Below are 10,569 nucleotides of genomic sequence, written 5' to 3' on the forward strand. Positions count from 1 at the left end.
CCTGGCGCCGGATGGGTCAGACCCTCCTGGGGTCAGCCCGCCTGCGCATCGTCGACCACCTCGGCGTCGACCGCGACGTCGAAGTCGAAGGCCAGCTCGTCGCGGCCGAGGTCGTCGAGCACGGAGAACTCGCTCGAGGTCAGCGCCTTCGGGGTCTCCTCGATCTCGGTAGGAGCCGGGATGGTGGCGATCGGGTCGGCGGCGTTGAGCTTGCGGGCAGCGGGCAGGACCGAGCGCTCGAGGGAGCCGGTGAAGGCGTTGTAGTCCTTGACGCTGCGCTGCAGCGAGCGGCCGAGCTTGTCGACGTGCTCGGAGAGCTTGAGGATGCGGCGGTAGAGGACCTGGCCGAGCTCGAAGAGGACCTGGGCGTCCTCGGTGAGCGCCTCCTGCTTCCAGGTGAAGGCGACCGTCTTGAGCATGCCCCACAGGTTGGTGGGGGTGGCGAGCACGATGCCCTGCTTGAAGGCGTGCTCCATGAGGGACGGATCGACCTCGAGGGCGGCGTTGAGGAGCTGCTCGTTGGGGATGAAGGCGACCGTGAACTCCGGGCTGATCCCCAAGCCGGTCCAGTAGCCCTTCTGGGAGAGCGTGTCGACGTGGCCGCGGACCTTGCGGGCGTGGTCGTCGAGCAGCCGCTGGCGGGCCTCGGGCTCGAGGCCCTCGCGCTGGGAGTCCATGAACGCGTTGTAGGGCACCTTGGCGTCGATCGCCATCTGCTTGCCGCCGGGCAGGTTGATCACCATGTCGGGACGGCGGGCGCCGGAGTCGGCCTCGACGGAGTGCTGCAGCTCGAAGTCGACCCGGTTGAGCAGGCCGGCGGTCTCGACCAGGGTGCGCAGCTGGGTCTCGCCCCAGGCGCCGCGCACGGCGTTGTTCTTCAGGACCGAGGCGAGGGTGTCGGCCGCCTTGCGGGAGTCCTCGACGGAGCGCTGGGTGTGCTGGATCTGGGTGGCGAGCTCGGAGTGCTGGCGCACCCGGGCCTTCTCGAGCTCGTCGACCTTCTGCTGCATCGAGCGCAGGTGCTCGACGACGGGCGTCAGCGTCTTGAGGACCTGGGTCTGGCCGGACTCGCCGCGCTCGCGCTCCAGCTGGGCCTGACGCTGCTGCTCGACGAGCGCGCGGTAGCGGGCACGGGCGTCGTCGACGGCGTCGCGCAGCTCGTCGACCGTGGCCAGCGCTCCGGTCAGCTCGGCCTGCACGGCCGCGCGGGCGGCGGCCTCCTCGGCACGCACCTCGGCGGTGCGCGACTCGCCCAGGAGCTGGACCCGCTGGACCTCGTGGCGCAGCTCGGCCAGTGCCCTCTCGTGCTCGGCCCGCAGCCCGGCGACGACGGCGTCGTGGCGGGCCGCGACGACCTCGGGCGCCTCGCCCGGCGCGACCTCGGGGGCGGCCGGGAAGGTCGCGTGGCGCACCATCCAGCCGACCGCTGCACCGAGCAGGAGACCGACGAGCAGAGCGAGGAGGATGGCCATGGGAGCAGTCAAACAGCAGGGCCCGACAGATCCCCTCGGGGCGCGCCGTCACGGTCCGGATGACGCCCGGATCACGTCGGGAGCGGCTCAGGACCAAGCCTGGATCAGGCCCGGAACAGGCCCGGGCTCAGGCGTACCGGACCGTCCGGTCGTCCTTCGTCCAGCCGTAGAGGGCGAGCCCGCCGGCCTCGGCGAGGCGCACCGACAGGCCGGTGGGCGCGCCGACGGAGACGAGGGCGCCGATCCCGCTGGCGACGGCCTTCTGGACCAGCTCGAACCCGGCCCGGCCGCTGACGACCAGCACCGCCTCGGCGGACGGCGCGCCGGCCAGCAGCCGCGCACCGACCACCTTGTCGACGGCGTTGTGCCGCCCCACGTCCTCGCGGACGGCGACCAGGGACCCGTCCGCGGTGAACAGTCCGGCGGCATGGGCGCTCCCGGTCCGCTCGAAGAGGTGCTGTTGGGGTCGCATCAGTCCGGGCAGTCGCCGGACCAGGTCGGGGGAGGGGAGGGGGCCGGACCACGGCGACGACGGGCGGCGCGCCAGCACCTCGTCGACCTCGTCGGTGCCGCACACCCCGCACGCCGCCGACCCGGCGCTGAGTGCGTCCAGCTGGCTCGGCACCCGGTCGGGCGCGGTGTCGAGGGTGAGCGTCACGACGTTGAACTCCTGCTCGGGACGCAGCTCGGCGTCCGTGCAGTAGGCGACGCCGGCGGGACGGCCGAGGCCCTCGTGGTGCACCCAGCCGGCGGCCAGCTCGAAGTCGTTGCCGGGCGTGCGCAGTGTGGTCCACACCCGCCGCGCCGGGGCACCCGGCCAGGCCAGCCGGATCTCCAGCGGCTCCTCGGTGAGCACCCGGTCCTCGGGCCGTCGTACGTCGTCGCCGCGGTACTCCTCGACCCGCAGCCGGGTCGTGGGGCCGGGGCGCCGGGCCTTCGCGCCGGTCACAGCACAGCGCGGCGGCGGCGCAGGTCGTCGAGCCGGTCGGTCAGCCGTCGTCGTACGGCGCCGGGGAGGTCCCCCTCCAGCGCCGCGACGGCGGCAGCCTCGGTGGCGTCGTCGAGGTGGGTGATGGGGAAGTAGGCCTCGACGACCTCGCCCTGCACCCAGCCCTGGTGGGCGCCGACGATCGTGCCGAGCTGGTCGAAGTAGGCCGCGGCGAAGGGTGCCGTGAGGTCCCGCTGCCCGGCCTGCCACATCCCGTTGCCGGCGGCCTTGACCTCGTAGTTGGGGACGGAGACCTCGCCGGTGGCCCGCGCCCAGGCGAACTCCTTGGCCTCGGTCGTCGGCAGCGAGGAGACGGCGCGCGCGTGGTGGACCGTCGTGGCTCCGCTGCGCTCCGCGTCGAGCGCGGCGTCGAGCGCGGCGCGGTCGGTCGCGCCGATCTCGGCGAGGCGGCGCCGGGCCTTCCAGCGCAGGTCGCTGTCGTCGACGATGCCCGCGGGGAGGTCCTCGCCCGCGGCCCAGCGCTCGAGCTCGGCGGCGTCGGCCGCGGACAGCACGGTCGCCCGGAACGCCGAGAGCTGGAGCTCGGAGCCGGCCTGCGCCGCCTCCGCCGCCCGGCGTACGGCGGCGTGGAAGCGCTCCGTCGTCCCGGCCGGCGCGATCGGCAGCACCGTCTCCAGGACCCACGGCAGCAGGTTGCGCACTCCGTCGGCGGTGTCCTCGACCGGCGGCGCGGTGGCGAGCAGCTCGGCCACCTGGGCCGGGGTGAGCGCGCCCTCGAAGAGGCCCAGCCGGACGCTGTTCCACATCGTGGCGCGCAGCTGCGGGTCGGTCATCGCCGGGGCCAGGGCCGGCAGCACCGCCATCGTCAGGGCGTCGGGCGGGCAGACCGCCCAGGTGGTCTCGGTGGCGTCGAGCAGGACCGGCGCGTCGCCGACGTCGAACGGCGTGGTGGGGCCGTCCACGACGAACGGGCGCTGGGTCCATCCGTCCGGGCCGTGGACGGCGACGGTCAGCTCGTGGCGACGGTCGGCGGGGTGGGCGGCGGGCGACCTACGACGGACCACGCCGGCCGCACGGTCCAGGTCGAGCCGGTCGGCGCCCGGGGTGAGCAGCCAGTCCTTGACGAAGCCGTCGAGGCTCTCGCCGCCGGCGGCCCGCTCCCAGCTCGCGAACAGGTCGTGCATGGTGGCGTTGCCGAACCGGTGCAGGTCGAAGTGCTCGCGGACACCGCCCAGGAAGGCGTCGTCGCCGAGCCGGTGGGCCAGCTGGCGCAGCACGTTGGATCCGCGCGCATACGAGATGCCGTCGAAGTTCTGCAGCGCCGAGAGCGCGTCGGGTGCGGCATTGCCGGCCACGGGGTGGGTGGTCGGGCGCTGGTCGGCGGTGATGCCCCACGTGCGGCGGGCGTAGGACTGGTGCAGCCAGCCGTCGGCGTACTCCGTGGCGTCGGCGATGACCCGGTAGCCCATGTACTCGGCGAAGGACTCGTTGAGCCACAGGTCGTCCCACCACTGCGGGGTGACGATGTTGCCGAACCACTGGTGGGCCATCTCGTGGGCGATCAGCGCCGCGCGGAAGCTGCGGTCGGCGCGGGTGCTGCTGCCCTCGAAGAGCAGCGGGTCGCGGATCGTGACGCAGCCGGGGTTCTCCATCGCGCCGGCGTTGAACTCCGGCACGAACGCCTGGTGGTAGTCGCCGAACGGGTAGCGCACCCCGAACAGCCGGTGCAGCTCGTCGAAGGACTGGCGGGTGAGCGTGAGCAGCTCGTCGGCCTCGCGGTCCAGGGTCGCGGCCAGGCTCTGTCGCGAGCTCAGGCCGAGCGGGATGCCGTCGTGCTCGTCGCGGATCAGGTGGTAGGGACCCGCGACCAGGGTGACGAAGTACGTCGCCAGTGGGGGAGTCGGCCCGAGCGTCCACTGCTTCGTGGCTCCGTCGGTGCCGTCCTCGAGCGCCGGCGCGTTGCCGACGACCAGCCAGTCGGCGGGCGCCGTCACCCGCATCGAGTACGGCGCCTTGAGGTCCGGCTGGTCGAAGCACGCGAACACCGACGGTGCGGCGTCCATGAACGACATGCCGTAGACGTAGGCCCTTCCGTCGACGGGGTCGACCGAACGGTGCAGGCCCTCACCGTCGTTGCGGAAGCCCATCGCCGCCTCGACGACGAGCTCGTGGTCGCCGGCCGCGAGGTCGAGCGGGATGCGGCCGTCGGCGAGCCGGGCGACGTCGAGGGGCTGGCCGTCGAGCCGGACCGCGTGCAGCGCGCGTGGCTTCACGTCGACGAAGGTCGCCGCCCGCTCGCTGCGGAACCGGATCGTGGTCACCGAGCCGAAGGTCTCCTCGCTCGCCGCCAGGTCCAGCTCGACGTCGTACGACGACACGGTGAGCACGCTCGCGCGGTGCTCGGCTTCGGCGCGGGTCAGGCTCATCGGGCCAGCGTAGAACGCAACCGGCAGCGGGGCGGATGTGGGAGGGTTCGGGCCATGCGCCCGTGGACCCAGGTGCCGCCCCAGCAGGGGCGGCGGTTCGTCATCACCGGCTCCAACGGTGGCCTCGGCCTCGAGACCGCGCGGATCCTCGGGTCCCGCGGCGCGGAGATCGTGATGGCCTGCCGCAGCGTGGAGAAGGCCGAGGCCGCCGCCCGCACGGTGCCCGGGCATGACTTGGGCCGGGTCGAGGTCCGCCAGGTCGACGTGAGCTCGCTCGACTCGGTCCGCACGTTCGCGAAGGGCTTGGTCGCCGACGGTCGTCCGGTCGACGTCCTGGTCAACAACGCCGGTGTGCTCGGCGTACCGCATGCCGTCACGCCGGAGGGGGTCGAGATGCACTTCGCGACCAACTATCTCGGGCACTTCCTGCTGGCCCGGCTGCTGCTGCCGGTTCTGACCGACCGCGTGGTGGTCGTCAGCTCCCGCGAGCACCGCTCCGGGGCGATCGACCTCGACGACCTCGGCTGGCAGCGCCGTCGCTACCGTCCCTTCCAGGCGTACGGCGACTCGAAGCTCGCCGACCTGCTCTTCATGCGCGAGCTCGACCGCCGCTTCCGCAGCCAGGGCTCGCACCTGCGCGCCGTCGCCGCGCACCCTGGCGCGTCGGCGACCGCGATCACCAGCGGGTCGGGGCACCCGGTCGTCACCGCGATCGGCCACTACGGCCAGAAGCTGGTCGGCATGCCCGCCTGGCGCGGCGCGTTGTGCACGGTCTACGCCGCGACCATGGACGTGGAGGGCGGGACCTACATCGGCCCCCACGGCCGTACCGAGCTGTGGGGCTGGCCCGCACCCGCCCGGATGTCGCCCAAGGCCGACGACGAGGTGCTCGCCCGTGCCCTGTGGGACCGCTCGGTCGCCCTCACCGGGTCCTGACCCACCCCGCCCCTAGCGTCGGCCGGCCGTGTGGTCGTTGACCTGCCCCTTCCGCACCGTTGACCTGCCACTTCCTCGCCGTTGACTTGCCGCATCCTCTCGGTCGAGCTGCCGAATGTTCCGACAGGCAGCAACGCGGGAGGAGCCAGAGGCTAGGTCCCAGGGGCGGTCGCGGCAGAGGTCGGAGGAGTGCTGGCCGGCGTGCGGGTCTGACGCCGGGTCGGGCTGGCGTCAGTCGCGCGGCAGGCTCAGGTAGTCCTGGACGATCAGGTCGCCGAAGTCGGCGCGAGCCTCCGCGAGGATCGCCTCGCTCGGCGGGGCGGCGCCGTACCAGGCGCCGAGGTCGGGTGCCTCGACCAGCGCGCGACCGCCCGGCAGGGACTTCGTACGCCATCGGGTGAGATCGTGCGCGGCCGCGAGGTGGTCCGGTCCGAGCAGCTGGAGGCCCTGGGCATCCGGCACCCAGCGGGACCACGAAGGGCGCCTGATTGCGTAGATCTCCACGGCCGGCGGATCGGCTGGCGGTCTGACCGCCGGATCGTAGACCGAGGTGTAGGCCGACCCGTTCCGGCGGCGAGCGATCCACGCCACGTCGAGCTCGTCGGCCAGGTCCTCGATGACTGCGCGGAAGGCGGCGAGCTGCTCGACGCCCGGCAGCACCGCCTCAGAGACGCTGAACGCGCACCGGAGCGAACTGCCGAAACTGAGGTCGGCGATGCCGTCGCGGTTCGCGTCGAGCAGAATCACGGACGAGACCGTGTCCGCCAGGTCGAGGAGGGTCGCCGGGAACCTGTCGTCCACGGGTTGCACGAAGATGTGCTGGCCGGCGAAGACCTGGGCGTGGCATGCCGCTGAAGACATCAGCCGCCAGAGCGGGGCGAGCAGCCGTTCCGGCGCAAGGTCTCGCCCCGCCAGGAAGACCACGAGCCGCGAGGTCTCCTCGAGCTGCTCAATGCGTCCAACCTGTCCGGTCAACGGTGGCCGCGGCTTCTCGAAGCGACCTCCCACCCCCCGTCGCTCCAGCTCGCCTACCAGCCGGTGGAGCCAGGGCATCCGTGCGCCGAGCTCGACTCGTCGCATGCGAAGCAGGACCGTGTCTCCGTCGGCCAGGGCAGCTCCGGCGTTGCGCTCGCTCGGTGGGATGGCGGGGTCCTCGGCAGCCACGGCGGCCTCGACGAACGCGTCCAGCACGCTCTGCGGTGACGCTGTCGGCCGGAAGCTCAAGTAGCGACACCTGTTGGTGCCGTCGGCCCAAGCACGGGCAGGACTGGTTAGAACAACGATCGGGTGCATGGTCATTGAGGCGCGACCTTCATCTGCTCAAGGCAAACGCAAGGGACATCTTCGCTATCGCAGACGCTCGGCGCGCGCGGGGTCATTGCTGCCAGAACCTTCCCAGCGCCTCGTTTGTGTCGCCGGTGCCGGACTTCGGGAGTCGAGGACTTGCTCGGTCCCGCCTGTCAGCCGACCTTGATGCTCTCGAAGGTGACCGGGGTGTTGGGGCGACCGCCGCCGTTCTGCGCCCAGTACCCGTCGTTGCCGCTCGCGGCCACCTTCTTCAGCGTCTCGAGGGATGCCGCGTCCAGGTGACCCCAGACGGTGTAGTTGGGCGGGAACTGGGAGTCGCCGAAGACGATGAAGAACTGGCCGCCGCCGCTGTGGGGCTGGCCGGTGTTGGCCATAGCGAGGGTGCCGGCAGGGTAGGTCTCGGTGCCGTCGACCTCGTCGGGGATCGTGTAGCCGGGACCGCCGGTCCCAGTGTTGGGGGCGGCGTCGGCGGCCTTCGGGTCGAAGTACGGGTCGCCGCACTGGAGGAACTCGAAGCCCGGGTCGTTGCCCTGGCGGTGGCACGAGGTGTCGTCGTAGTAGCCCTGCTTCGCGAGCGAGGCGAAGGACTCGACGGTGCACGGTGCCTTCGTGGCGTCGAGGGTGGCGGTGAGCTTGCCGACCGAGGTGGCGAACACGGCCTTCACGTCGCCGGTGTGCTCCGGGGTCGTCGGCGGGAGGTCGACCTTGCGGGCCGGCTCGCCGACCTGCTCCCAGTCGCACTGGCCGGCGGCCGCGCCCGTCGTACCGTCGGTGCTGCCGGTGGTCGCGGTCGTGGTGTCCGAGGACGGCGCGCTGCCGGACTGGTCCTTCGCGGTCGTGTCGTCGTCCCCGCAGGCGGAGAGGGAGGCGAGGAGCAGCAGGGCCGGGACTCCGGCGAGCAGGCGAGAGCGCATGGGGCGCATCGTACGCAGCGGACCTGAGGCCGCGGCCGCACGTCCGGCGTACGTTGGTGACATGGACCTCGGCATCCACTACGCGAGCTTCAGCCACCCGGACGGCGACCGGCGGCTCGCCGCGCGGCTCGCAGGCACCGCGCAGGTCGCCGACCAGGGCGGGATCGCGCTGTTCACGGTGATGGACCACTACTTCCAGATGGAGATGTCGGGTGGGCCGGGGGAGCCGATGCTCGAGGGCTACACGACGCTCGGCTTCCTCGCCGGCCGCACCGAGCGGATCGGCCTCGGCCTGCTCGTGACCGGCGTGACCTATCGCCATCCCGGGTTGCTCGCGAAGGTCGTGACCACGCTGGACGTGCTCTCCGGTGGCCGGGCGTGGCTGGGGATCGGCGCGGCCTGGTACGAGCGCGAGCATCTCGGCCTCGGCGTCCCGTACCCGCCCGTCGCCGAGCGGTTCGAACGGCTCGAGGAGACGCTGCGGATCTGTCGGCAGATGTGGAGCGACGACGACGGCCCGTTCGAGGGGAGCCACTACCGACTCGCCGAGACGATCTGCGTGCCGCCGCCCGTGCAGGGCCGGATCCCGGTGCTGGTCGGCGGGTCGGGGGAGCGCAAGACGCTGCGCCTCGTCGCGAAGTACGCCGACGCGTGCAACCTGTTCACCGGAGAGGGCGTCGAGGGCGTCGCCGCCAAGCTCGACGTGCTGCGCCGTCATTGCGACGACGTCGGCCGCGACTACGAGCAGATACGCAAGACGATCCTGTGGTTCGGTGACCCGGTGGCCGAGCCGGACCGGTTCGCCCGTGAGATGGAGGAGTACGCCGGGATCGGCATCTCCCTGGCCGCGCTGATGCCGCCGCCCGGGGATCCCGAGCGGTGGGCGACGGCGCTGGTCGAGCAGGCGGTGCCGCGCGTCGCGACTGCGCCTGGTGGCAGGCTGGAGCCATGATCCTCGAGCACGCCGTCCTGCCCGTCCTGCCCGGCCAGGAGGCCGCGTTCGAGACGGCATTCGGCCAGGCCCGATCGATCATCTCCGCCATGCCCGGCTTCCGCAGCCTCGCCCTGCGCCGCTCGCTGGAGTCGCCCAACCTCTACCTGCTCCTCGTCGAGTGGGACAGCGTCGAGGACCACACCGAGGGCTTCCGTGGCTCGCCGCAGTACGACGAGTGGCGGGCGCTGCTGCACCACTTCTACGACCCGTTCCCCGTCGTCGAGCACTATGCGGACGTGACGTTCTGACATCTGCCCGCGGGCCGGTCGCGGCTGGCTGGCAGGGTGGTGCCATGGACGAGGACGCCCTGCTCATCGATCGCCAGCCACTGCCCGCCGGTGTCCCCGAACGTCTGCGTGCGCAGCTGGGCTTCGTCGCCGAGGCCGACAAGCTGAAGACGGTCCTTCGCGCGTCGCGGCTGGGTGCCGACGATCGTCGCGAGAACGACGCCGAGCACTCCTGGCACCTCGCCCTGATGGTGATCCTGCTCGCCGAGTACGCCGACGAGCCGATCGACGTCGGACACACGGTCAAGCTGGTCGTGGTCCACGACCTGGTGGAGATCTACGCGGGGGACAGCCCGGCGTACGTGCCGGGCGCGACCGACGACCAGCAGGAGCGCGAGGCCGCCGCCGCCGAGCGGCTGTTCGGCCTGCTGCCTGCGGACCAGGCGACGTCGATGCGGGCGCTGTGGGAGGAGTTCGAGTCCGGCGCGAGCCCGGAGGCGCGCTTCGGGAAGGCGATGGATCGTCTCCAGCCGATGCTGCTCAACTGGCTCAACGGCGGGGGGACCTGGCAGATGCCGGGCGCGACCGAGGCGCTGGTGCGTGCCCGGGTAGCCGGCGTGGTCGCCGGCTCCGCCACGCTGGGTGAGGTGACCGGCCTGCTCGTCGACGAGGGCCTGCGGCGGGGATGGATCCGCTCGTGAGCGTGCGGGTGATCCGAGCGACGACGGCGGAGCCGCAGACCTCGGGGGCAGCTCGCACCGGGACTGACGTTATGTCAGGTCCTGGGTTGGAACAGCTCCACGAGGTTGCCGGAGGGGTCCGCCAGCAGGATCTGGCTGCCACCCGGTCCGCTCACGAGGGCGCTGACGAAATCGACGTCCTGGGAGCCGAGGCGTTCGACCTCGGCCTCGAGGTCGTCGACCACCAGATGGATCCGGTTGCGTCCGGGCGATCCTGAGAGCTCGGCCGGCGTCGCGCGAGCACCTGAACTGGCTGCACCCGAGAGCAGCAACCTCAGCGGCCCGCGGACGACGTCGGCGAACGCCGGTGCGGCGCTCATGTTGAGCGTGAAGCCCAGATGCTCGGTGTAGAACGCGATCGCAGCGTCCACGTCGTCGACGAGATAGCGGACGCCGACGGAGGGGTCAGGGGTCGTCATGGGGGACCTCCTTCCTGATGCCACCACCGTAACCCCGATCTTCGCTATCTGACATAATGTCACTTATCGGCGATTCCCAACCCTCGGGGGCGTAGACCGCCAGATGCAGGTGTGGCGTGCCTCGACGCTGCCACTCAACGACCCAGTGCCACCGCGTCAGACCAGCCTCACGGAACGCCCGTTG

General features: G+C 72.0%; 11 protein-coding genes. 4 read left to right on the plus strand and 7 right to left on the minus strand.

The genetic code is table 11. From position 1 onward, the window contains the following. Positions 1 to 32: 32 nt before the first annotated feature. The 3 genes from KU893_RS21695 to pepN form a co-directional block, all read right to left on the minus strand. Complete coding sequence (locus KU893_RS21695) at positions 33 to 1,472, minus strand: DNA recombination protein RmuC (RefSeq protein ID WP_218236704.1); 1,440 nt, start codon at positions 1,470 to 1,472, stop codon at positions 33 to 35. A gap of 127 nt (positions 1,473 to 1,599) precedes the next feature. Next, the gene (locus KU893_RS21700; RefSeq protein ID WP_218236706.1) at positions 1,600 to 2,421 is read right to left on the minus strand and encodes a formate dehydrogenase accessory sulfurtransferase FdhD; all 822 of its coding nucleotides are present in this window, start codon (positions 2,419 to 2,421) and stop codon (positions 1,600 to 1,602) included. Further along, positions 2,418 to 4,847 (minus strand): aminopeptidase N, encoded by a 2,430-nt coding sequence (pepN, locus tag KU893_RS21705; RefSeq protein WP_218236708.1) that lies wholly within the window; start codon positions 4,845 to 4,847, stop codon positions 2,418 to 2,420. The genes KU893_RS21700 and pepN overlap by 4 nt, the downstream gene beginning before the upstream one ends. Before the next feature lie 54 nt (positions 4,848 to 4,901). Between pepN and KU893_RS21710 the strand changes: the two genes are divergently transcribed. Further along, entirely contained in the window at positions 4,902 to 5,783 is an 882-nt protein-coding gene (locus tag KU893_RS21710) for an oxidoreductase (protein WP_218236711.1), read from the plus strand. 231 nt (positions 5,784 to 6,014) lie between these two features. On the opposite strand, the gene KU893_RS21715 is transcribed toward KU893_RS21710, so the two are convergent. Continuing rightward, positions 6,015 to 6,974 carry a hypothetical protein gene (locus KU893_RS21715; protein WP_218236713.1) on the minus strand — a complete coding sequence of 320 codons (960 nt, stop codon included), beginning with the start codon at positions 6,972 to 6,974 and terminating at the stop codon, positions 6,015 to 6,017. Positions 6,975 to 7,243: 269 nt separating this feature from the next. Beyond that, positions 7,244 to 8,005: a peptidylprolyl isomerase gene (locus KU893_RS21720; protein WP_218236715.1), complete on the minus strand. Its 762-nt coding sequence runs from the start codon at positions 8,003 to 8,005 to the stop codon at positions 7,244 to 7,246. A gap of 61 nt (positions 8,006 to 8,066) precedes the next feature. Between KU893_RS21720 and KU893_RS21725 the strand changes: the two genes are divergently transcribed. Genes KU893_RS21725 through KU893_RS21735 form a run of 3 tightly spaced genes read left to right on the plus strand, consistent with a single transcriptional unit; the run spans position 8,067 to position 9,927 of the window. Next, positions 8,067 to 8,957, plus strand: coding sequence for an LLM class F420-dependent oxidoreductase (locus tag KU893_RS21725; RefSeq protein WP_218236717.1), 891 nt, complete (start codon positions 8,067 to 8,069; stop codon positions 8,955 to 8,957). Next, complete coding sequence (locus tag KU893_RS21730) at positions 8,954 to 9,247, plus strand: antibiotic biosynthesis monooxygenase family protein (protein ID WP_218236720.1); 294 nt, start codon at positions 8,954 to 8,956, stop codon at positions 9,245 to 9,247. The genes KU893_RS21725 and KU893_RS21730 overlap by 4 nt, the downstream gene beginning before the upstream one ends. Positions 9,248 to 9,291: 44 nt before the next feature. Beyond that, positions 9,292 to 9,927: an HD domain-containing protein gene (locus KU893_RS21735; RefSeq protein WP_218236722.1), complete on the plus strand. Its 636-nt coding sequence runs from the start codon at positions 9,292 to 9,294 to the stop codon at positions 9,925 to 9,927. A 74-nt stretch (positions 9,928 to 10,001) separates the two neighbouring features. On the opposite strand, the gene KU893_RS21740 is transcribed toward KU893_RS21735, so the two are convergent. Both KU893_RS21740 and KU893_RS23845 read right to left on the minus strand, forming a co-directional pair. Next, positions 10,002 to 10,385, minus strand: coding sequence for a VOC family protein (locus tag KU893_RS21740; protein WP_218236725.1), 384 nt, complete (start codon positions 10,383 to 10,385; stop codon positions 10,002 to 10,004). Next, the gene (locus KU893_RS23845; RefSeq protein WP_443678868.1) at positions 10,372 to 10,545 is read right to left on the minus strand and encodes a hypothetical protein; all 174 of its coding nucleotides are present in this window, start codon (positions 10,543 to 10,545) and stop codon (positions 10,372 to 10,374) included. The genes KU893_RS21740 and KU893_RS23845 overlap by 14 nt, the downstream gene beginning before the upstream one ends. Positions 10,546 to 10,569 lie beyond the last annotated feature (24 nt).

Origin of the sequence: Nocardioides daeguensis, from assembly GCF_019192965.1 — a bacterium.
Lineage (GTDB): Bacteria > Actinomycetota > Actinomycetes > Propionibacteriales > Nocardioidaceae > Nocardioides > Nocardioides daeguensis.